General features: G+C 56.5%; 14 protein-coding genes, 1 tRNA gene and 2 pseudogenes. 10 read left to right on the forward strand and 7 right to left on the reverse strand.

The features are described from left to right. Positions 1–82: 82 nt before the first annotated feature. Entirely contained in the window at positions 83–1,810 is a 1,728-nt protein-coding gene (locus ACMV_RS00215) for a c-type cytochrome (protein ID WP_007424245.1), read from the reverse strand. A gap of 168 nt (positions 1,811–1,978) precedes the next feature. On the opposite strand from ACMV_RS00215, the gene ACMV_RS00220 reads away from it, so the two are divergent. The 4 genes from ACMV_RS00220 (at position 1,979) to ACMV_RS00230 (ending at position 5,568) form a co-directional block, all read left to right on the forward strand. After that, positions 1,979–2,054: transfer RNA gene (locus tag ACMV_RS00220), tRNA-Lys, on the forward strand. Positions 2,055–2,263: 209 nt separating this feature from the next. Next, entirely contained in the window at positions 2,264–3,475 is a 1,212-nt protein-coding gene (locus ACMV_RS00225) for a tyrosine-type recombinase/integrase (RefSeq protein ID WP_013639139.1), read from the forward strand. Positions 3,476–4,127: 652 nt separating this feature from the next. Continuing rightward, the gene (locus tag ACMV_RS19445) at positions 4,128–4,919 is read left to right on the forward strand and encodes a YqcI/YcgG family protein (RefSeq protein WP_013639140.1); all 792 of its coding nucleotides are present in this window, start codon (positions 4,128–4,130) and stop codon (positions 4,917–4,919) included. A gap of 1 nt (position 4,920) precedes the next feature. After that, positions 4,921–5,568: a LysE family translocator gene (locus ACMV_RS00230; RefSeq protein ID WP_013639141.1), complete on the forward strand. Its 648-nt coding sequence runs from the start codon at positions 4,921–4,923 to the stop codon at positions 5,566–5,568. Position 5,569: 1 nt separating this feature from the next. Here the strand turns inward: ACMV_RS00230 and ACMV_RS00235 are convergent, their stop codons facing one another. Next, positions 5,570–6,937 (reverse strand): IS5 family transposase, encoded by a 1,368-nt coding sequence (locus ACMV_RS00235; protein WP_013639142.1) that lies wholly within the window; start codon positions 6,935–6,937, stop codon positions 5,570–5,572. A gap of 218 nt (positions 6,938–7,155) precedes the next feature. After that, positions 7,156–8,169, reverse strand: a pseudogene (locus ACMV_RS00240) (IS1634 family transposase); the annotation flags it as partial. A gap of 121 nt (positions 8,170–8,290) precedes the next feature. Here ACMV_RS00240 and istA point away from each other — a divergent pair. Together istA and istB are read left to right on the forward strand one after the other, a co-directional pair. Next, on the forward strand, positions 8,291–9,790 hold the full coding sequence (istA, locus tag ACMV_RS00245; protein WP_013639144.1) for an IS21 family transposase: 1,500 nt from the start codon (positions 8,291–8,293) through the stop codon (positions 9,788–9,790). Between the two features lie 23 nt (positions 9,791–9,813). Continuing rightward, positions 9,814–10,614, forward strand: a complete 801-nt coding sequence (istB, locus tag ACMV_RS00250; RefSeq protein ID WP_269447778.1) for an IS21-like element helper ATPase IstB — start codon at positions 9,814–9,816, stop codon at positions 10,612–10,614. A 117-nt stretch (positions 10,615–10,731) separates the two neighbouring features. On the opposite strand, the pseudogene ACMV_RS00255 reads toward istB, so the two are convergent. Then, positions 10,732–11,052 (reverse strand): annotated as a pseudogene (locus ACMV_RS00255) (IS1634 family transposase); the annotation flags it as partial. 273 nt (positions 11,053–11,325) lie between these two features. Further along, entirely contained in the window at positions 11,326–12,366 is a 1,041-nt protein-coding gene (locus ACMV_RS00260) for an IS110 family RNA-guided transposase (protein WP_011930570.1), read from the reverse strand. Positions 12,367–13,077: 711 nt separating this feature from the next. Between ACMV_RS00260 and ACMV_RS20640 the strand changes: the two genes are divergently transcribed. The 3 genes from ACMV_RS20640 to ACMV_RS19455 all read left to right on the forward strand — a co-directional run bounded on the left by ACMV_RS20640 (position 13,078) and on the right by ACMV_RS19455 (position 18,003). Then, positions 13,078–15,567 (forward strand): beta strand repeat-containing protein, encoded by a 2,490-nt coding sequence (locus tag ACMV_RS20640; RefSeq protein WP_013639147.1) that lies wholly within the window; start codon positions 13,078–13,080, stop codon positions 15,565–15,567. A 264-nt stretch (positions 15,568–15,831) separates the two neighbouring features. Further along, entirely contained in the window at positions 15,832–17,175 is a 1,344-nt protein-coding gene (locus ACMV_RS00265) for an MFS transporter (RefSeq protein ID WP_013639148.1), read from the forward strand. A gap of 168 nt (positions 17,176–17,343) precedes the next feature. After that, positions 17,344–18,003, forward strand: coding sequence for a TetR/AcrR family transcriptional regulator (locus ACMV_RS19455; RefSeq protein WP_052944955.1), 660 nt, complete (start codon positions 17,344–17,346; stop codon positions 18,001–18,003). Positions 18,004–18,028: 25 nt separating this feature from the next. On the opposite strand, the gene ACMV_RS19460 is transcribed toward ACMV_RS19455, so the two are convergent. Next, a complete protein-coding gene (locus ACMV_RS19460; protein WP_081479211.1) occupies positions 18,029–19,306 on the reverse strand; it encodes a glycosyltransferase 87 family protein in 1,278 nt (425 codons plus the stop codon). 976 nt (positions 19,307–20,282) lie between these two features. On the opposite strand from ACMV_RS19460, the gene ACMV_RS00270 reads away from it, so the two are divergent. After that, positions 20,283–21,440, forward strand: coding sequence for a glycosyltransferase family 87 protein (locus ACMV_RS00270; protein WP_082088290.1), 1,158 nt, complete (start codon positions 20,283–20,285; stop codon positions 21,438–21,440). Between the two features lie 52 nt (positions 21,441–21,492). Here the strand turns inward: ACMV_RS00270 and ACMV_RS20645 are convergent, their stop codons facing one another. Next, positions 21,493–22,704: a hypothetical protein gene (locus tag ACMV_RS20645; RefSeq protein WP_148361011.1), complete on the reverse strand. Its 1,212-nt coding sequence runs from the start codon at positions 22,702–22,704 to the stop codon at positions 21,493–21,495. Between the last annotated feature and the right edge of the window lie 941 nt (positions 22,705–23,645).

A 23,645-nucleotide genomic window follows, 5' to 3' on the forward strand; every position in this document is an offset into this window, starting at 1 on the left:
CCGCAGCCGGGCGAGCGCCGCGAGATGCGGCAGGATCGCCGCACCCCGGAGGGTTTCGGTGGGAAGCAGCGGCTGAATGGCCTCAGCTCCCCTTCCTGGCGGCCGTGTCCATCGACGCCGCCTCGGAGAGGAAGCGCTGGATCGCCTTCTTCTTCTCCCCGAGCGACAGGCCGCGTTCCTGCGCCACGACCGGGCAATAGGCCGCCGTCAGGAATTCCGCCATGCGCTTCTGGGTAATGTCCGGATAGGCCTTGCGGATCGCGGCGACCAGCATGCGGGTGCGGTTGCCGAGCGTTGCCGGCGTGACGCCCTGCATAATCTCCATCGTGCCGTGGCCGGGCGAGACGAGGTCCTTCGTCAGCAGCGGGCAGTTCATCCTGCGCGCGGCGGCGGAGGCGATCGGCGGCAGGTCGAGATAGTCGGCGTCGGCCAGCGCGATGTCGTGCGGCGGGGTCGATGCGCGGATGCCCAGCACCTTGGCGGCATCGGCATCGGTCACGCCCTTGTTACCCCAGGCGGTGCGCACGTAGTTGGCGATCGCGGCGATCTGGGCGTCGTTCAGCATCGAACCGAAGGCGGGCATGGCCGGGCCGTTGGCGTGCCAGGGGATCATTCCGCCGAGCACGATGCCGATCACGTTGTCCGACGGGCCGTTGGTCACCGCGTCATTCCCGGCGAGATTCGGGAACACGTCCTTCACGCCCTTGCCGTCCGCTTGGTGGCAGGCGGCGCAGTTGTCGTCGTAGAGCGCCTTGCCCTGCGCGAGCTCGCCCGGGGCAAGCGCCACCTTCTTCACCGGGTTCTCGCGCGGCGGCGTCGCGGTCTGCAGATAGGCGGCAAGATCGTCGACATCCTGCCGCGGGAGCTGGCTCAGGCTGTAATCCACAACCGACTGCATCGGCCCGAATGCCGAGCCACGGTTCATGTTGCCGCCCTCATGCAGGTAGTCGACCAGGTCCTTCCGGCTCCACCCGCCGACGCCATAGGTCTTCGAGGAGGATATGTTCGGCGCATACCAGGGCTCGCCGAGGATCTGCGCTCCGGCCAGCGTATCGCCCGACTTGATGGCGAACAGCAGGTTGCGCGGCGAATGACACTCGCTGCAATGGCCGAGGGCTTCGGCGAGATAGGCGCCGTTGCGCACCGCGGGCGACCAGTCCTTCTTGTAATGGACCGGCGCGGTGCTGAAGAACATGATGCGCCAGCCGAGCAGCATCGCGCGGATGTTGAACGGGAAGCCGAGCCGGTTCGGTGCATGCGGTGCGTGCACGGCAGGTATGGCGTCGAGATAGGCCTTGATGGCCATCACATCCGGCCTCGTCAGCTTTGCATAGGATGTGTAGGGCATCGCCGGATAGAGATATTTCGGAAACACGCCCAGCGAACTGCCGGGCGAGACGCCGTAATGCAGGGCATTGTAGAATTGCCGCGGCGTCCATTTGCCGATGCCGGTCGTCTTGGCCGGGGTGATGTTGGGTGAGTAGAGCGTGCCGAACGGGGTGACGAAGGACAGTCCGCCGGAGAAAGGCTTTGCTCCCGGTGCCGTGTGGCAGGGCATGCAGTCCGCCGCGGCAGTGAGATATTCGCCGCGCCGCACCTGCGCGATCTCCGCCTGGCTCATGCCCTTGGTCACGGGTTCGGGCAGCGCCGGAAACGCCTCTGGCTTCGCCGCCGTCGGCGTCGGCATGTAGCCGCCCGCCTCCTGGCCGAACGCAGCCTCAATGCCGACGGCGCCGCTGGTCAATGCAATGAGAAGTGTGGCGGCCCAGAGCGGAGCGCGGCGAAAAATCGTCTTTTTTGAATGCGGCATCGGATTCTACCTGTGATCTGCATGGCGGGAGCGGGCGTGTCCGGTCAGATTTCTAATTCGCCATATCTACTGATTGATCAAGTAGGCCCGGCGCCTCTTCACAGACCGAACCGATCTTGCTAGACGCCCTGTGTCGACGCGATCTGCTTCGGATCGCGACGCCGGAATGGGCGCATAGCTCAGTTGGTAGAGCAGCTGACTCTTAATCAGCGGGTCCAAGGTTCGAGTCCTTGTGCGCCCACCATTCCATGTGTTGTCCGGCAAGGATTTTTTGTCAGGAAACAAAGTAAAATCAAAATCTTAATCTGATCGTCACCTCTATCCAGCCAGGATTAGCGATTATCCAGCCAGGATTAGCGATGCAGGACGTTGCTGGACGTAGCCTAATGTCGCACTATCGCTGAAACCCCGGTGAAACCCAGAACCGTCCGTGGTTTCAGGAGGTGGCTTGAAATGGCATCGATCAGACTGACCGACACCGCGATACGGAAGGCGATACAAGAAGCTTGTGACGCCGGAACACGCATCGAGTTGACAGACATCACAACCCCCGGACTTCGAATTCGAGTGAATCGTGACGGTGGCGCGGCCTGGTCCGTCATGACCCGAGACCAGACCGGACGAAACAGACGTTTCAGCCTCGGTGAGTTTCCTACAGTTGGAATCTCGCAAGCTAGGGAACAGGCTGGCATCACAAAACACAAAGTCCGTCATGACGGCGTTGATCCCGTTGCGGAGAAGCGGGCGGCCCGGCAACAGGCCGAAGCAGAGAAAAATGCGGAACCGGAAATGACGCTGATCGACCTTGTTCGGCTCTGGGGCCAGCAAACCGGATCGGACAAGCGGCGGGCATGGATAGACCGGCACAGGCGAATTTCTGACGTATTCAAAACATTGGCCGACCGGCCTGCAAAGGGGTTGACCAGCGAGCAGATACAGATCGTTGCCGATGGCTGGCCATCCCCATCGTCAGCAGCCGCTGCCGTCAGATATCTGCGTCCAATCCTGAAATGGGGAGCAAAACGGAAATACGTTTCAGCCGAAGCGGCCTTGATCGAGCCGACCAGGAAGCCGGAGAAGCGGGGAAGATATCTGTCAAAACCGGAATTGGCTGCGGTCGTTCCATATCTCCGGCAAAATGCGGAGCGATCGACCCGTGCCGCCGTGATGCTGCTCTTATTATATACGGCAACCCGTCTCAACGAAGCGGTGCAGGCGGTATGGGCCGAATTCGATCTTGAGGCCGACCAGCCGACCTGGACGATCCCCGGTGAGAGGATAAAGAACACCAGGCCGGGGAAACAAAAGAGCGATCATGTCATCCCACTTCCCCGGCAGACCGCCGAATTTCTCCGGTCGATCCGGAAGGGGCGGACAACAGGATTTGTGTTCGCCGGGCCAAAAGGCGGGTTACCATCGAAATGGGACTGGTTCAGCAAGAAAGTTATGGCGGAGACTGGAACCAGCGGTTGGACCAGGCATGACCTGCGGCGGACGGCGGCAACCTGGATGGGCGAGTTGGGCATTCCACCTCATGTCACCGAAGCCGTCCTGAACCACGCGGATATCCACTCAAACTTGTCCGGTGTCTATAATAAGTCTCGATACAGCACACAGGCTAAGCTCGCCCTCGAAGTATGGTCAGATTTTTTGGATGGGGTTTGACGAAATCACATGGGGTGTTCAGGTCTTGGCGAATCGCTGGAACCTCAGATTGAGATAATGGCGGACCCGTCATGCGATCAGGTGTCGTAGCTGAGGGATATCTACGATGTGATCCACAGCTATTCCGATCATCAGATATTGGGTCGGCTTCATTCGACCTGATAGGGCTGCGGTAAGCCAAGCGGTACCACCAACTCAGGCATCTTGGCCTTTTTAAGGATGGCAAGCCCCGCCTCAGAAGCACGGAGCGAAAAATCGCATGGTTCATCCAGAATGAGAATGCTCACAAAATTGTGAATACGAGACAAGCCCAAAAATAGGGCATTGGTGATATTAAGTCACTTGATTGAAATTGAAGAAGCTTGGCATGATCATCGTCGGTATGAGTATGCGACTATTTAATACGGGTGTTTGGCGATGTGGCATATTGCAGCCGGCCGCCTTAGCCGCTCAAGACTGTGCGAAACGCAGACTCCGTCATAGAGAGTGGCAATGACGCCTGATTTAGCAGCAAGGCAGCGAAAACGATGGCGGGAGCTTGGGTTAAGCTTGGTTTGTACTGCCAGCTTACCTCTGGACGGCGTGAGGCCACGCCAGGATGACATCTAATCACGCCTCAGAACTGAATATCCTAGAGGGAGGGGTGAACGATATGGATTGGCCGGCGGCAAACCACATAACCGAAGTGTGCCCGGATGGCGCGACTGGCCGCCTGTTCACTTATGATGCTGTTGTTGGTTTAGCCCAGCCGGAGAGCAGATGGTTCGCCGATGCATTCCACGGCTTCCTGCAAATTGTCGATGAAGACGGTTTTCCCTGTCTGTTCGCTAAAAAATCACTAAAGGACAAATCTCCCCTGTTCCTGTTTTGCGAGCCCTGCGTCGGCGAAGAAGGGATGGAACTCCATGCCGGATTGTTACGGTACACCCGGTTTGTCAGGGACACGGTTGTTGTCAAGCGGCTATACACCCCCCTGATCGTGTTCTTTCATCAAGCATATACGGCGATGGCTGTCTCACCACATTCGGCAGCCTGGCAGGCTTTACAGTGGGCACATGACAGGGACTCTGACCCCTGGCCGTGGGATGTGCCCCTTGATCCGGAAGATCCGAACTGGTCATATTGTTTCGGCGGCGTGCAGCTGTTCATTAATATCAGTTGTGCAACCCATAGTATCATCAAAAGCCGAAATCTCGGACGATACCTGACGTTGATCATCAACCCACGACAAAACTTTGACGTTGTGGCGAATGGCGAGACCAGAAGTGGGCGCCTGATCAGGGAGAAGATCAGGCAGCGTTCCGGAGTTTACAACGGCGGATATATACCTCCCGAACTTGGATCATATGGCGACCCAAACAAGAAAGAGTGGCGGCAATATCAGCTGTCCGAGCCTGGGCACAACGCGCCCGAAGCATGTCCATTCAAGGTGAAGACAGGTTAAAGTGAACATCCATTTGGGAGTTTTATCGGTCTATATCGTTACGGTTATCACGATGATAGCGGTTCCGGGACCGGTGGTCATACTGGTAACAGGTGCCGGGTTGTCAGGTGGGTGGGCAAGAGCGTTTCGAACAATCATAGGAACCAACGCGGCCTCGCTGGTGATGATCGCCCTATCGGCGTTGATCATCAAAGGAATTTTTGATGTCAATCAAACGATATTCGATATCTTAAAGTTGTTTGGTGCGATCTACATTGGATATGTAGGGCTCTCAATCATTAGGGAAGCATATCATTCCGATTTGGTTGATATGGCATTTTCAAAAAAATTAGGTGGGATTCGTCGAGGGTTCTCACTGGCGATATCCAATCCGAAAGATATCATATTTTTTTCTTCGTTTTTCCCGCAGTTTATCGATGTAACGTCAAATAAAAATGCCAGCCTAGGTATTTTAACTGTCGTCTGGATCCTCCTTGATTTCACCACACTCATGACCGTGTATTTCACAATTTCCAGAGTGGCCAGGCCATCATCGAATGCGGTGATGCTAAAAATTGCCGGCAGCCTACTGGTTCTGATTGCCATCATCGGCGCCACGGTCTCAATTGCGGCTCTCCTGGGCGATGCCAGCTTGTCTAGTCGCCTGTGAACTATGAGATCTGGCGGTGGGCGAAGCCGAGGCTTGGTGAGCGGTTTGGGGCAGAGAGCCATGCGAGGAGGGCACAAAGAAGCCTGATCAGCCATCTGCGGAGGAGGCGGAGGTTGTGGCCGGCGCCGGCGAGGACGGCGTTGATGGCATCACCGTCGACGCCGAGCAGGAAGTTTCGCCCCAGATGGCCATCGGTCTTCATGTGGCCGATGACGGGTTCGATGGCTGTGCGTCGGCGCAACTCGCGGCGAATGGTGGAGGTGATGCCGCGTTTCTGGCGGGAGATGAAGATCCTTCTGCCCTCGGCTTCGACGCCGTGGCCGCGATAGCCGCGGTCGACATAGGCGCGGGCGACGGCAACGCCGGTGATCCGCTCGACCTGCTCGATCTGGCCGGCCAGGGTGTGGCCGTCATAGGGATTTCCCGACTGGCTCTGCATGCCGAGAACGAACTGACCGCCGGGTGCAGCGCCGTTGGTGGTGGCGATGGAGATCTTCACGCCGAATTCGAAGCGCGTCCTGGCCTTGCCCTTGCCGATGCACTCCACCTCAGGCGCGTGCAGGGAATAGAGCTTGTCGGCACCGCGGTCGGAGCGCTTCTGGCGAAGCAGGCGATTGATCAGGCCCAGCGTTTCGGCGAACGTGGCCTTCGCTTCAGCGTTGCCTGCGATCTTGCGGGTGATGTCACGAGCCAGCCGGCCCAGCCAGGTTCGCAGCTTGCGCACGCGAGCCTCGGCCTCGCGGCGTTTGCCACCATGGTGCAGGCGCGCCGCCTCCTGCCTGGCGTAGCGCGCGACCCGGCGATACGACTGGCGCAGCGTGATACCGTGCTTGCGCGCCATGCGGGCGAGTGTCTCGATGCCGCTGTGCAGGAGCTTGCTGTCGGTCGGATGCGTCACGGCCTTTGGCTGGACCGTGGTATCGATGGTGACCCGCTCGTAGTGCTTCTCCGCCACGGCCCCACCCCGCTCGGCGGCCGCCAGCGTCTCGGCGAGCAGGGCCTCCATCCGCTCCGCCCCGATCCGCTTGCGCCAGCGCGTCATCGAGGATCGGTCAAGGGGCAGCGTGTGCTGGAAATGCGTCTCGCCGCAGAATGCCTGGACATACGGACTGTCGAGATAGCGCGCGCAGATCGCTTCGTCGGACAGCCCATCCATGTGCTTGAGAAGATGCAGCGCCACCATCAGGCGGGTCGGCAGCGCCGGACGTCCTGCCGCCTCGGCGTAGAGTGCGCCAAAGCGTTCCTCGAAGACCCGCCAGTCGATCAGCCGGGCCAGCCGCGTCAGGGGATGCCGCTGGTCGATGATGTTCTCCAGCCGCGAGCGGAACAGTTCGAGATCATCCTGCGAGGCATTCAGCTTCGGCGGCATTCTTTCCTCCACGCCAAACGCATGATGTTCGGCATCAAAGGGAGAGAATCACGATCGCGACCACCGCGCAACGCTCCAACGGTTTTGCAAGGTTTTTCCACTCAGGTCGCCCAGATCTTGCAAATCCCAATATTGCCCGCCGCTAAGCTGAAGTTTTCACTAATCTGAATGCAATTTCCCTGTATTTATCGATAAACTTTCTGATCTGATTTTGACGCTTACTGGACACGCATGGGGGCGATCCCGATCAGGTCGAAGGCGGCGGCTTGCAGCGGTGTGGGATTTGCCAGGGTGGTGAAGGTGGCGTTCGGCGCCTTGGGCAGGGCTGCGGTGTTCAGGGTCTGGGTCGCGAGATGGGCCATCAGATCGGTAAAGCTTGAAATCGGCAGGTTCTGGTCGTTGCGGCGTCGCCCGCGCTTGCGATCGGCGGCCGGGGATGTCGATGCGGGGGCAACCGGCGATGAGCGTTCAGCCTCGGCCCCAGGCCGGTCGTGATCCTGGAACAGCAGAGGCTTGAGGGCGTCGCGCAGATGCCACTCGACGTAATAGGCCATCATGCAGAGAAAGACGTGGGCACGCACCCGCGGTGAGAGCCAGTGATGCACCGGGCGGATCGCGAGATCGACCGATTTGAGGGTCCGGAACGCCCGTTCCACCCGCGAAAGGTCCTTGTAGGCTGACACGGCTTCGGTCTCGCTCATGACGTCCGCGCTCACACTGGTGCGGATGACATAGATGCCGTCGAGGGCCGCCTCGCGTGCGATGCTGGCGGCGTTGCGCTGGAAATCGAAGCGGCTGGCGGTGATGGTGAGATCGAAATGCTTGGCCATCTTGCGCTGGTTGATCACAGCGCCCACCGCCAGCCCGATCGCGGCCTCGCCATGAAGGGGGGCGCGTTTGCGCCGTGTGGCATCCCGGATCCGCGCCAGTTCCGTCTCGGTGGCCGCCAGCAGCGCCTCGCGCTTGCGCCGTCGTTCGGTCGCCAGGGCGGCGTTGCGACAGGCGATCAGCCGCTCGCCCGGATAATCGGGCGACGTGATCGCGGCGATATCGCGCTCGTCGAACAGCGACATCTGCAGCGGTCCCTCGGCAAGATCCTGGATCTGCCCCGCGCGCAGGCAGCTGATCCAGTCCAGCCCCGCCGGTTTGATCGTCTCGCGGATGCGCGCCGTGGTGATCATCCCGCGATCACCCACCAGGACGACGCGCTCGAGATGGAACCGCCGCTTGAGTTTGTACGCGGCGGTGGAAAAGTAGGCCATGTAGCGGCGGCATAATGCTGCTGCGTGGCGGGGCAAAAACCGGCCACTTGTAGAGTTGCCTCTTTCGGAATGGAGGGAGAGGCGACGGGGGATGTATTCGGTGGAGGTTTATGCGGCGGTTCGGCAATTTGTGTTTGTCGAGGGGCGGAGCCGGCGGGAGGCTGCGCGTGTTTTTGGTCTGAACCGGGAGACGGTGGCGAAGATCTGCCGGTTCTCTGTGCCTCCAGGATATCGGCGCGAGCGGCCTGCTGCGAAGCCGAAGCTTGGGCCTTTCATTCCGGTGATCGACGCGATCCTGGAGGCTGATCGGGGGGCGCCGGTGAAGCAGCGTCACACGGCGCGGCGGATATTTGAGCGTCTGCGCGACGAGCACGGCTATACGGGCGGCTACACGGTGGTGAAGGATTACGTCCGGCCGGCCCGGCTGCGGCTTCGCGAGGCATTCGTGCCGCTGTCTCATCCGCCAGGGCATGCGCAGGTAGATTTTGGCCAGTGCATCGGCTTCATCGGCGGTGTGCGGACGGTGATGCACGTCTTCTGCATGGACTTGCCGCACTCGGATGCCCCGTTCGTGAAGGCATATCCGGCGGAGACGACGGAGGCGTTTCTGGACGGCCACGTGTCGGCCTTTGCCTTCTTTGGCGGGGTGCCGCTGTCGATCCTCTACGACAACACGAAGCTGGCGGTGGCGCGGATTCTTGGCGATGGCCAACGGACGCGGACGCGCGCCTTCACGGAGTTGATCAGCCACTACCTGTTCAGGGACCGGTTTGGCCGCCCTGGCAAAGGTAACGACAAGGGGAAAGTCGAGGGTCTGGTGAAGTATACGCAGCGGCGCTTCATGACGCCGCTGCCGCATGCGGTGAGCTTCGATGCCCTGAACGCGGCGCTGGAAGCGCGCTGTCTGGCGCGGCAGGATGAGCATGCCGGACGCCATGAAGAGACGATTGGCGAGCGGTTGCTGCGCGACCTCGCGGCATTGAGGGTGTTGCCGGCGGGACCGTTCGAGCCCTGCGAGAAGAAGCCGGCGCGGGTCTCGTCGACGGCGCTGGTCCGCTACCGGATGAACGACTACTCGGTGCCGGCGAGCTATGCCTTCCGGGACGTATTGGTCAAAGGTTTCGTCGATCGGGTGCTGGTCGTGGCCGGGGCTGAGGTCATCGCCCGCCACGAGCGGGTGTATGGCCGCGGCGAGTTCATCTTCGATCCGCTGCATTATCTGGCGCTGATCGAGCAGAAGCCTGGGGCGCTGGATCAGGCGGCCCCCTTGCAGAACTGGGCTCTGCCGGAAGGGTTTCAGAGGATCCGGCGACTCCTGGAGGCGCGGATGGGGAACCGTGGGAAGCGGGAGTTCATCCAGATCCTGCGGCTGATGGAGGTGTTTCCGGAGACGGTGGTCTCGACCGCGGTGAATGATGCGATGCGGCTTGGCGCGATCGGTTTTGACGCGGTCAAGCAGCTGGTTCTGGCACGGGTCGAGCAACGGCCGGCACAGCTGGACCTGACGCGCTATCCCTATCTGCCGGCGGCGCATGTGCGGATGACCTCTGCCGCGGATTATGGCGTCCTGCTGAGCCGAGACGCGGCATGAGCGGGGCGATCGAGACGCCGCAGGTGCTGCTGGCGCATCATCTGAAGGCGTTGAAGCTGCCGACCTTCCTGCGCGAATATGCCAAGGTCGCTGCCGAGTGCGCGAAGGATCGCGCGGATCATCCGAAATTCCTGCTGCGGCTGGCGGAGCTGGAACTGCTCGATCGCGAACGCCGGCTGGTGGAGCGGCGGATCCGTGCGGCGCACTTCCCGGCGGTCAAAAGCCTCGATACCTTCGACTTCACCGCGATCCCGTCGCTGAACAAGATGCTGGTGCTCGATCTGGCGCGCTGCGACTACATCAACGCCCACGACAACATCATCGCTCTCGGGAATTCCGGCACCGGCAAGACGCATGTCGCCCTGGCTCTTGGTCTGGCGGCCTGCCAGCGCGGACTGTCCGTGGGGTTCATGACGGCGGCTGGCCTGGTGCACCAGCTGATGGAGGCACGGGACGAGCGCCGTTTGCTGAGACTGCAGGCGCAGCTTGCCAGTCTCAAACTCCTGATCATCGATGAACTGGGTTACGTGCCGTTGTCGCAGACCGGTGCAGAATTGCTGTTCGAGGTATTCAGCCAGCGGCACGAGCGCGGCTCGACCATCGTCACCTCGAACCTGCCCTTCGAGGATTGGACGAGCGTCTTTGGCGCCGAACGGCTGACCGGCGCGCTGCTCGACCGTCTCACGCACCACGTCCAGATCCTGGAGATGAACGGTGAAAGCTACCGCCTGAAGCAATCCCGCGCCCGGCGCCGGAAGGGTATCGAAAAGGCCGGTGACGACCTGCCTCATGATCCAGAGACCGGCGAAATCAACGACAGCTGATACCCACCGCCAAGCAGGCTGCGGATATGAGAACGGCCCCTGCAGGGGCCGTTCTCATATCCGTCACGTCACAATCCAGTGGCCGGCTTTTACGCCGCCACGCCGGCCTGGTTTTGATCCGCCGTTGACAGCCAGGGCGAGATTGCGCTCGCGCGACGCCCTCCGGCCCAGCAGGCGGGGAAGCTCAAGCTTGCGCATCATCCCGAGTGCCGCCGCCACATGACCGTGCGGCAGCGAGCGCCGGATCTCGAGCGCCTGATCGGCACCCCCGACCACCGCGCCACCCGCGAGAAGCGCACGCAGCCCATCGATCAGTTCCGGCGGCATCTGGCTCAGATTGGCGATGGTGCGTTTATGAACCTTGCGACCCTCGCGGAAACTCTCCCGCAACAGCACGGCCGGCGCCGATCGGCCATTCGGAACCACGTCGATGAACATGAAGGCAGGGAACGTATGGCCCGCCCCGTCCGCAAGGGGTGATTTTCATCTGGCTCTAATCAGTCTGCTTCAACGTATCCGGTCTCGGGCTTCGAACCCGGCCAAGATGGAGATCCGCGCGGCCTGATCCTCATAATCACACCGGCCTCGGAGGCCGTTCACTGCGTCAGGTTTTCAAGCCGCCGTTCGACTGTCAGGCCATCTTCCTTTCACCTCACGCAGACATCGACTGCCCTTTCGCGCCCAACTGTGAGCGCTGTTCGGGCGATTCCGTCATGCGGCCGCAGCCGCCGCTTCGAATTGGGCGTCGTAATCGCAACCGTGCGCCAAAACGGCCCATGCAATCCGAGCCAGCTTCGCGGCCAGCGCGACTACGACCACGTTCTTATGCGCTCGATCGAGCAATCCCCGCGCCCAGCGGCCCAACGGCGTATCGCGTTCGACAAGATAAGGCAGCGCCGCTCGTGCGCCATGGATCAAGTTCTTCCGCAAATAACGATTGCCGCGTTTGCTGATGCCGAGCAGGCGCGGTTTTCCACCCGTTGTCATTTGCCGTGGAACGAGCCCCAGCCACGCCGCCATGTCCCGCCCACGTTTGAATGCATGCGCCTCGCCGACCGCCGCCGCCAGCGCCGTAGCGTTTATCGTTCCAATTCCTGGGATTTTGGTCAAACGTCGCACAGCCACGTCGTCACGAGCCAACTGAACGAACTCGGCGTCGAAGCCGGTGATCCTCTGGTCGAGTGAACGCCATTCCGCCCGAAGATCTTCGATCAACGTCCGGATGCGCGGGCTCAACGCGGCAAAACCGCCATCTTCGGCCAATGTCTCAAGCTCGGCTTCCAGTTTCCTCCGGCCTTGCGGAACGACGATCCCTCGCTCCAGCAGCAACGCCCGCAAGTGATTGATCAGCGCCGTCCGTTCCGAGACGAGGCGCTCCCGGGCTCGGTGCAAAGCCTGGAGATCAGATTGGTCCTGGCTCTTCACAGGCACGAAACGCATCGTTGGCCGCGTCGCAGCCTCTGCGATCGCCTCCGCGTCGAGATCATCGTTCTTCTGCGCCTTCACGTACGGACGGACATATTCCGGCGACATCAGCCGCACCTCGTGGCCCCGCGCGGCGAAAATCCGCCCGAGGTGATGAGCGCCGCAACATGCTTCCATTGCCACAATGCACGACCCAAGCTCGCCAACGAAACTTTCCAACGTTCCCCGCCGAAGTCTCCGCCTCAAAACAACCCGGCCGGCGGCGTCCATGCCCACCACGCTGCAAGAGTTCTTCCCAAGATCGATGCCGAGAATCATGATATCCATCGGTCTGCTCCTCTCTCCAAACCAGCGGCGATCCTACCAGATCGCCACGAGAGGGGCGGGCCATCCCATAATCACAGACCGAGTCGCGCCGCAAGCCCCATGTATGGACACAAACAAAATACAGAAAAACAGCGCTACGCGAGCCAATCCGCCATGTTCAGGTCATTCTGAAGTAAAAACTTTGGATTAATAAGTATAGGTATCTCACGAACGCATCGGTTTGCCACGAGATATGCCAAGAAAGAAATGTGTTCGAACCGGTGGTTTCACGCGCCTGCCGTTTAACAGCTGAAATTGCCGCGCAAAAATCTGACGGCGCTTCTGTAACAACACAGGAGATTTGGGACATAACGAATCGCCCTCCTCTATCTGGTCGGAGACGACGAACAGTTCGATGCGCACACTCAAATTTGAGGGATATCCGTGTGCTCAGTGCTTGAAAGTCGCACTTAGCATCTGACTTTGATGGGGGGAAGAAAAGAAGCATCGCCTATTTTCCGACAGCGGATCTTCTTCATGGGTATAACCTTATGAAATAACAATGAAAATGGCGAAATACGAGCGACGCCGCTGAAATGTAACGCTTGACATGGACGCTTAGGCAACGCAGAAATAAGCGAGTTGCCTGAGGCTTACCGAGGGTTAACATAAGCTGGGGCGCGCGAAGACGCGGCTTCAGGGATGCTCACAAGATAAATTGAGGAATTCTTCATGGTTAAATCCCAATCGCGGTCCCGAGGTGGTAGTTTCTGGCGCCGTGCCACCCTGGCGAGCACCGCCCTCCCTCTCATCATCCTTGCGGCTCCTGCAGTCTTCGCCGCAACGCCAGCTTCCGAAAGTCTGCCGAGCAACTTTATCACCAACAATACTAATACAAAATACAGCGTTACGGCTGCCAGTGGGCAGGCGACTGGCACGATCAATTTTGGCAATTCTAGCCGCACCAGAAATATTGTTGCGCAGTTCGGCGGTGGCACAATCCCCGGGTCGAATGCCGTCAATGCGAATGATGGTAGTGCTCTGCCGACTGGTGTTACTCAGAATACCGGCTTTAGTCTCGGGCCGAATTCAACACTTAATCTGACCAATGCCGGCAGTGGTGCTGTTCTGATTAACGACGTGTCGGGGGCGCCGTCGCAGATTTTTGGCGCGATTAACGACACTAGTGCTGGTCCGCTGTTTATCGCGAACGGCAACGGTGTGGTTGTTGGCGCCACTGGCGCAATTACGATGCCTGCTGGTGAAGCGGTGGGGCTGGTAGGGTTAACTCCGACCACTTCAAATCTGACGGCATTTGAGGGTGCCTCATCCCCTTCCGGCAGTATTACTATCGGTGGATCTAATAACGCAGGGTCGGGCGCTGTTACATTGGATTCTGCAGCCAAAATTGCTGCCACCGGCGGGTTGATTGTAGCGGGTAACGGGGCAATCAATATCGGCGCTGGTCCCGAGGACGGAGGTTCGATCTTTATAGCTTCGGGTGCTGCTGTTAGTGTTAATCCGTACAGCGGAATCATTTCGCCCCCACCAACGCTTGAAGTGAGCACTGCATCCGTTAACCTTACGGGCGGAACGAAATCGGCCCCGTTGGTTGTTGCCGGGTTGTACGCTGCCGGAAATGTGACGAACTCTGGTTATGTTGCTTTGAACAGTGGCGCCGAGAAAGTTGGGGGCACGTTTACCAACACATCGACTGGCGTGGTTGACGTAGCGGGCGAACCAAGTAGTAGTTTGGCCGCAGGTGCCGTCAATAACGCGGGCTCGATTAATGGCTCCACCAATCTAACGGTGACCGGAATATACGGTGTCACCAATACGGGAGCTATTTCTAGCACTGCTGGCATCACTCTTAAGTCAAGCGATGGAAACATTGTTAATACCGGTGCCTTGAATCTGGGCGCAGGGGGTCAGGATCTGAATTTAACGGCTTCAACGGGTAGCATCTACTTCGGCGGGTCGGTCACGCAAGGAGGCAAGGCGCTCGGAAGCACAAACGCAGTTAACACACTTAGGATCGCAGCTTCTACGAACACTGATGGTGATTCTACGACGATTGATAACGGTGGCGTTATCGATTACGCAAATACAGTTTACGCCAACACTGCGAATGTGACTGCTGACGCGGTGCGCTTTCTTTCTGGCGCACTTGTCTCGTCCACCAATGGGGCAGTCAACGTAAAAGTCGGAATGGCCGCTACTTCTACAAACGCTATCACGGATCCGTTCTTTGGTAACGCAAAGCTTAACTATAACCTAAGCGTCTTCCCAAGTGCTCTCATCAAGGGTAATCAAGTTCAACTTGATGGCGGTCCATATGGTGTCAGCAGCAATAGCGGCAATATGAACATTGACGGTGTTGTGTCGAGTCAAATCGGTTCAGGTGGCTACATCGACGTTAGCGCAAGTACGGTCAATGCATCTGCTACTGGCGGCTTCGCGCTAAATAACGACGGCGCACTCGATCTTTCATTCGCCGGAAACGTCAACAATCCGAATGGGGCGAAGCGGGCTGGTTCTTCTGCTTGGCAGGATAATTATGTGCCTGTTGCGGTGGCCAATACGGCTGATGGCAAAACTGGCACTGCCACAATTTTCCTTGCTCCGTCGTCGAACGCTCCGTCGTCGAACGCGGCTTCTCCGCAGCTGGTCAATCTGCTGGTTAATGGCAATGCGATTCTAAAAACCTGCGCCAGTCCCAGTGCTTTGAATGGCCTTTCCACCTCCACCACCATCAACCCTGAATCGAGCTATGTGAACAACCACCTGGTGGTACAGTCGACCGGAAATATCCAGGTTGGTACTAATAGTGGGAGCACCCCATCCACCTTCTATTGGCCTGGCCTTGTCTATCTGAGCAATGTTGCTTCGGCATCCAATCCGACGCAGCTGAGCACCACCGGATCTATCTCTCTTGGCAGCAATGCCGCATCTCCAGTTAACCTGGTCAACGTACTTCCTGCCGTTGTCAGCGGAAATGGCGGTATCTTCCTTGAGACCAGCAATCTGAACCTTAATGGCGGTCAGATCTGGACGAATACGAATTCGTGGATTAACTTCTCGAATGCGACCGTCTCTGCCAACGTTCAGAAGAATGATGGCAATTCGATCTTTGGTGCGGTTGAGAAGACCCTGTCTGGCTCGACCATCACGACTGGGCTTGGTCTTCAGGTTCTCCCGACTGCGGATTACAGCCCGCAGTAATACGTTCGAGAGTTCCAACTTTAAGGGAGGCCAATTTGGCCTCCCTTTTTTATGTGTTGATCAAATTGTAATAGGCAGTGATTCTTGGCTGCCTTTTGAGATCTAAAAATTCAGAACTACGTAGCGACTGGGTGTCGGTTAACGGAGTGCGACCCCAAGGACTGATGGGAAAGTGTGCTCTGGCCTTTGATGTTTGATTTCCAAACTTATATGCGGCAACCAATGTGGATAAAATTTTGATCGGAGGCAACAAGGAGGTGCATATTGCTGAATGAGCCGCAGTCTCGATCTTCCGTATTGGTCGTCCCATTCCCGCCCAGATCCGCGGCCCTTGGCGCCTCTCTGCTGTTGTTTCTGGCCTATATCCTGGCCTTTGCGGACCGCACCGTAGTGGCTCTGCTGGTTGTGCCGATCGAGCGTGATCTGGGCCTGACCAATCTTCAGATGGGGCTGCTTCAGGGAACGGCGTTCGCACTCTTCTACGCCTTGTTTGGCTTGCCGATAGCCTGGGCGGTTGATCAGTATAGCCGGCGGTTCATCGCGTTTATAGGTGTAATGACTTGGAGCGTGATGACTGGAATGGCGGGCCTAAGCCGCAGCTTTTTGCCATTCTTTCTGGCCCGCATCGGCGTGGGGGCAGGGGAGGCCACAATTTTGCCTAGTGCCACTTCACTGCTGGCCGATTACCTACCGCCACTCTGGCGAGGTCGGGCTCTAGGACTATTCGGCTCGGGAATCTATATCGGGAGTGGTCTGGCTTACATTCTCGGTGGGCAAATCCTGAACGCTCTGAATGGCCGCTCGATTGTGGTTCCGGGTCTCGGATCGCTTGTTCCTTGGCAAACCGTTCTTCTGTCACTGGCCGCGCTTGGTATGCCTGTGACTCTCGCCATGACGTTGATGCGGGAGCCAATCCGGCGCCATTTGATTGTTAAGAAAGCCTCGCAGGGGATTAGCTTCAGTGCTTGTCTGGCCCAGGCTAAATCAGCTCTGATTTCGCATATGGTCGGGTTTACGGCATTGGGGTTTGCCGGGGTGGCGGCTACGGTGTGGCTGCCGACCATTCTCGTCCGCGAGCATGAATGGAGCCCGGCCCATGTCGGGACAGTACTTGGACTTTTGACGATTGTCATAGGTCCTCTGGGTTCCTGTATCGCCGGGGTTATTGCCGATCGGTTGGAGGATCGCGGCATACGCGATGGAAAGCTGCTTGTTGCTGGCGTCGGCTCGCTGGTCGCTATCCCAGCTGCATATCTTCTGGGGGCTTGCCGTGATCCCCTCTGCATCTTGGCAGCAGCGGGGGCTCTGCTATTTTCGTCAAGTTTGCTTTGGGGGCTGGCCCCCGCTGCCCTGCAGGAAATCGTTCATGGCTCAGCATTAGGGCGTGTTGTCGCGATATATACGGCCATTCTCAATCTGGTGGGGTTTGGCTTGGGTCCACCCGCAGTGGCTGTTATCGCGAAATTCTGCTTCCAGGGAAATCTTGGTGAGGCGGTTGATGCGGTTGTGCCAGTCGCTACGATTTTAGCTCTGATGGCTTTTGTCACTGGACGTCCTGGCTACAGGGCTGCTCGGGAAAGACTTGATCGGGGATGGGATGGAAGCTGAGGAAGGTCGATATCCCGTAGCTGGAATTTCAGTGAGTCGCCCTGTTGCAATTTAATGACTAAAAGACGGCATTCGATCTGGCAAAGTCAAGTGATTGAGATGATGCTCTAATTCACTTGGCTTAATGTGGGTTTCGGATTAGGTTTCCGGGAAAGGGCAACGACTGCGATGGAGCGTCTCGACACCAAGGCGTTGCTGCTTCGAAGTGCGGAGCTGCTTTTCGTGGAACGGGGGATCGACTCGGTTTCTCTACGCGAAATCAATCGTCATGCGGGGCAGCGCAATGCGTCGTCACTTCACTATCACTTCAGCTCTCGGACCAACCTATTGGAGGCTTTGGTGGACTGGCGAATGCCGCCCCTTGACAAGCGACGTCTTGAGTTGGTTGAGATATGTCGGTTGGGACCTGCTGAGGAAAAGCTTCGAAAGCTTGCGGAGGCTATCGCCATGCCGCTGATTGAAACCATGACGATTTCAAATCCGCCCAACAATTGGGTTCGCCTTCAAGCCCGCATCTACCAGCTAGACAGTTTCAAATTTGGTGCATATTTTCATAGTCGTGGCTATGATAAAGGTCTCTTGGAAGTTCGTAAAGTTCAGCAAGAACTTGCACCAGAGATAAGCCAACTCATCAGGGACCAGCGGCTGATGTTTACCACGCGGTTGGTGGTGAATTCACTAGCCGATTGGCAGCGTGGTGTACTTCCGCTCCAGAGCGGGGTCGGAGTTGATGATCTTCAGGTTTTCGCAGGCAATCTGATCGACTGCACGCAAGCAATAATCGGTGCAGAATCAGTCCCTTTCAAGTTGCCGGACAGCACGATTTGATTCTAATCCAGCAATAGATGGCCTACTATCTCCAATAGCGAGCCCGCATCCATTCCTGTTTGACATTTTCTCTGTTAATCACGTCATCTAGACTAATTGGTGTTGAGCCATCTCCGATGTTCTCTTCATCGTAAACATCTGTCAAGCCGGCCAAAGGGTTCCTTTGGATGCCAAGTGCCGCGAAAATGCCCACAATGCTGCATGAAGCTAATATAACGGCTTGGCTTACAAGTGGTGACGAAAATAACAACAAAAAGCCGGGAAGGACGAGTATGGCCAGAATCAAGAAGAATAGCCTTTTCATCTGTACAGCTGCTACTTTCCAGCCTGGATATAAATACAAGAGGGCCAATGCAGTAATCTGGATTGGAGCAACGAAATTTATCGCGGGCATGAAAGGCGTTAGAACTGGCGTCATTGCCATGGCCACGAATATCGCCAAAGCGCGGTCAGATCGCTTTGTGCTACGCCTAAATGCTGTCGCGACTAAAAGGAATGCACCGACTGACGTAATTATCAACGCAGTTCCCTCGGATCCTGACTGGAGACCGGCGATATGGTGCTGAAATGAAACCCAAATCGTGTCAACGCTGTGATAGGTAGTGTTCTCGATGGCCGTTGCAGTACTTCGATGGATTAGCTGATGTAACCAGTTGAAAAAGACATTGGGTTCGAGATAGGCCGCCAATGACATTATATCGACAGATATTGCGATGCTGATGCCGAGCACGACAGCGACCCGCGCACCTATCAAGGCTGAAGGAACGCATATGCTGAAGGCCGGATTGATTGAGGCTAAGCCAAGCAAAATTCCTGATTTGATGTGGTGTTTCGGGGCAAGTGCAAGGCCGGAGATGATCAAGGCGGCGATCACGAGACAGTCTCCACCATCGAGGATTACCGACCAAGTCTGCGGCGCTAGCAAAACAATCAGGAGTGCCACCCGCTTTGGAATGCCCGTTGCAAGCCTAATGGCAAGGCACATCCCTGTGATGCCTAAGAGTCCAAGAGGCAATATCAAGGCCCCTGGAGGTAAACGACTCATGCTGGCGACTAGAATTAGATATGGTGGCGGATGCGCCCATGGGTGCAACTCAATTTCCTGAAGCAAGCGCACCCAATAACCGCCGATGTCAAAGTGCTCTAAAGGATAGGGCGGATCATAATAGGATATTCCGGACAGCGAGAAGAACCTAGCCAACACTTGAGCCATAACAGGGAGAAACCCGAGCGTACATGCCGTTCCAACAGCAACTACGCCGGGCCAAAGTTTTTCGGTATTCAGTTGTAGAGATTGATTCATGCAGCAACTTAGCAATCAAGTGGAAGACAGAAAGATTTCAATTATAATTTCCAACTTTGGAAATACTTGAAGATGGACATCGGGGCGAAGTCCGAAGTCTGGGACAACAATATTTCATAAGACAACGATCGTCCAAACCATTTTTCCACTAGGCGACTGCTTCATCCAGTTATGTGATTTTGTATTGAAGAGGTTGAAATGTCGAAAAAATCTCTACGAATTAGACGCCAAAGCCGACGAGCAGAAGGCCGAGTGCGGATAGCGAAAGTCTTTCAATCCAAGATAAACTACGGCTTCCGGCAAACGTAAATAATCCGAATGATATCGAACCAAAAAACAAAAGAAAATTGTTGCTGAATGTCACCTTAGTTCTCTCACCTAGTCGCCTTTTAACGTTGAATATTATGTTCTAAAATATTGTAAGTAGTTATAATTCTTTATTATATGCTACAATTTGGTTGCGATCATACCAAAAAGAAAACATTTTATATTTAACTGTCGTAGAGAATTTTTATTGCATATACAAAGCCGCATATAATCCAAATGTTCTATCTATCGGCTTTGTTACATGATGTTCCAATCAGCCAATTCAATTAAAGTCTTATGACATTTTGCCCGCTATCGAATCAACCAACCCTAGGTTGAAGCTAAAAAAAAATACAAATTTTTCGAACAAAAAAATAGACTATTTGGCCGGAATATAATTCGTCCACGATTGATATCAAGAGCGTGATACCGAAATTCGGAGTGACCTAGCGATATGGACAGGTCCTAAAACATTGAATATAAAAAATTATCAAACGGTGAGCCGTGATGCGCTTGGTTGTTCAGCACCTGACTGATATGCACCGGATGTAGCTTCCATGGATGAACTGGATTGAAGCGTCGGTCAGCCCGCCCTGAATTGCCCGTGATCAACCGAAGGCCATGGGTTCGCACTATCACTGTTGCGTGCTGCATTGTCGGCATACTGCCGGTGCTGATCGTTCTTTTCAGTATGACTCGACATGCGAATCGTCATCATTTCACGGCGGATATGGTGGCAGGACGGGATTTCGGCGTGCTTTGGAGCGGCGGACGTACCGCGATTGCAGGGCTTTTCCGGCATGCAAGTATTGTTACGCTCTTTTCCCCATCACGATTTGGAAATGTCGTCAAGGCCGATTGGCCCATACTGCACGGTCAGAGACTATGGTCCTATCCCCCAACAATGATGCCCGTCATGATGGTGTTTGGCGGTTTGCCACTTATCGGCGCGGCGGCACTTTATGTCGGTGTCGGCATTATGGTAATGTCTCTCGCGGTTGCCGCTGCCATGGACATCCGCCGTGATCTGGCCTGCCTCATTGTATTGATGGCGCCGGGAACTTGGGATTGCATTCTAGCAGGTCAGGACTCCCTTATCATCGGGGCTCTCGTGATTGCAGGAATCATGCGAGCCAGACGCTATCCTGTCTTGGCCGGTATGCTGCTTGGACTGGCCACAGCCAAACCGCAATTGGGAATGTCCACACCCGCTGCACTGATTGGCCAGAAAGCATGGAAAGCCATTTTCGTTGCTATTGTGTCTGTTGGCGTCATGGCAGTTTTGACCTCCCTGTTGTGGCCTGGAGCCTGGGGGCTGTGGCTGAGCCACGTTGTTCCAGTGCAAATGGCCAGAATGGATCGCCCCTATATCCCGACGCCGAGCCAGGCTTACTCCGGTTCGCTATACGAGTTTATGAGAGCGGAGGGGCTTGGTGAGGCGGCAAGCTCTTTCGTTTCGGCGATCGCTTCGGGATTGGCCATGTTCGGCGTTGCAGTTGTTTTCCGCCGGGCCTCTCATGACCGCGAGAGGCGGGTCGCTTTGCTCGCCAGTCTAGCACTGCTTCCAGTCGCCTCGCCATGGTTGATGGATTATGATTTTGCCGCAATTCAGCCTATTGCCATAGCCCTGATCTTTCAGGGACGTGATATCTGGGAGTTTGGTCCATCGAAATACTTGCTGATTATCGCGATCCTGGCGTCATTGGTGTTGCCGGAATTTGGCTTTATTCTGAGTTTGAGGACTGGCGTCGCACCAATCGCTCCACTTGTCATTTCCATGCTTGGTTTGGCAGCCATAGTCGCAAGCTGGCAGTGGCGGCAAGAATGAGATTATCAAGCGAGCAAATCATACCAGATTGTAGTGTCCCGATGGGTCATCGTCATTTCGCTATCTGAGCCCTGCCATCCGTGACGATCTGGTAAAGACGGAAGCCTGAGCTCTTTTGTTGACCGATTTTTTTCAGCCAAGGGGGAGTCCTGTTCTGGCTAAGCATGGTCCAGAGCGCCTCGGGGCCAGACTTCTGCGCGATCGGATATGATTTCCCGGCAGGGCAGAACAGAACATATCGGGCACCGCTAGCCCGAACCGCCGCGGGTTCAGACTTATGATCCGCGTTGGCACGCCAAGCTGCCCAATCCCTGAGGAAAGCTCGAACACCATGTTGATATAGCGAGCCAACGCCAATGATCTGCGTACGGTATAGCAGCTCAGGAACTTCGCCAGGGCGTGTCAGCACGATCTGATCTGCCGCGGGAGCGAGGAGATGGGCGATGTGACGCATCGAGCAAGTCGGACGATGATGATCTATTTTTGCGTGATTCCAAAGCATTTTTGGTGCGGCATCTGCGATGATTGGTCCGAGAACAATGACAGCGACAAGGCCAACTCGGCCAGCGGCGGCATAATGCTCTCGCGAACCGAGCCTGGTTGTGATGCGGTCGAGCATAATCGGGAGAATTCCGCAAAGAAAAGCAGAGGGATATTGCTGGAATATCAAAAAACGGGCGGTCAATCCCGTTGCCAAGACCGTGCCGATCATGAATAGGGACCAGGCCCCTACGGGCAACAATCGACGACGATAATATAATATCTGCGTTATTGCAAATGTGCAAGCCAGGATACCAGGCCCGAGGAGGCCGACAACTTGGCTTGCCGTGCGGGCTGGCTGGGTTTCAGAAATGCTGCCGAAAAAGATATGCATCTCTGACGCGCTCATCAGGCCGAAGGGGCCAAGCGCGACATGCGGGAAAATGGCGAGCCAAGCCAGAAAGATACAAGTCGCAACGAAAATGCCGATGAGGTTACGAGATTTCGTCGGCAAATCGACCTTATCGAGCCTCGCCAGACTGAACGTGACCAGTAGGATCGCCAGTCCAAGGCCGACATAGACTATCGAGAGCCTGTCAATCTCTGGCGTGAGGTATCCGCCATGAGGTGGATCGACGGCAAGAGCTGCTGCCAAAGTCGCAAAGAAGGCGGCGCCATTTATTAGCAGCGGTGGAACTGGCGGTCGAAATAGCCAGTACCAGCCCAATCCGGCCTGGGCCAGCAGAACCCAAGGCATCGTCTCTGGCATGAGCCAGATTGCCATTCCGCCAGTGATCCCTGTCATTGCCGCCCAAACCCGATGTCCCGAACAAGAACGTAGGGCGCAACCCGAGGTGATGGCTACAGCGGCGGCTTGGGCGATATGATAATGAATTACCCCGAATGCCGAGAAATTCCGTATGCCTGGAACAATTGGTGCTATTACGGCTGCTGCCCAAATGAAACGACGTTGCGTAACAGGTGCCGCGGCAAACCCCAGACTCGCCCCAAGCAATCCCGTCGATATGGGGCCAGTTGCGACGCCCGACACGAAAAGAGCATGCCGCCAACCGATTAGTGGGACCAAAGGGGCCGCTAGCGCGACGATCGCGGCGTCGAAGAGGCGTGACCATTCGAGGATGAGTGGGCTGCCGGAATCGTCGCGATTAACAATGTTGACCAGGTGCCCGGTACGTAACCCCTGCTGGATCCTGAGAAGCCGCATGAAGCTGTCTGGATCGACTAGATTGCCGTGCAGGACAGGCCAAATCGTTCGAAAGCTTGCTAAGACGGAGAGCACACCGGCGGCGCAAAAAAGCCAGAGGTAAATCACTCGTGACGGGGGAGGGGCCGGCATGTAACGGCTACGATGGTCTTGGACTCGGTTCACCATCATAGTAGTTTCTAGCGGGTCTCCGCCAGAGGTCCAGTTTCATCGACGCGCATGTGTTGGCCATAGTTGTCGACAAGGCTGGCATGTCAGATAGCGGTCATATTCTCAACACCTCATTCATATTTTATGTTGAATCGTGAGTTCGTATATTGTATCGAACAGTTAAAACAAAAAACTGGCAGTAAGACGCATACAATTTGTGGGCCATGGCGTTACTGGGTATAGTTCTCAGTTAAATCAAGATTTTGAGTAACTAAACCGAAGTTTTTACTTCAGAATGACCTGAACATGGCGGATTGGCTCGCGTAGCGCTGTTTTTCTGTATTTTGTTT

This window comes from Acidiphilium multivorum AIU301 (genome assembly GCF_000202835.1).
GTDB lineage: Bacteria > Pseudomonadota > Alphaproteobacteria > Acetobacterales > Acetobacteraceae > Acidiphilium > Acidiphilium multivorum.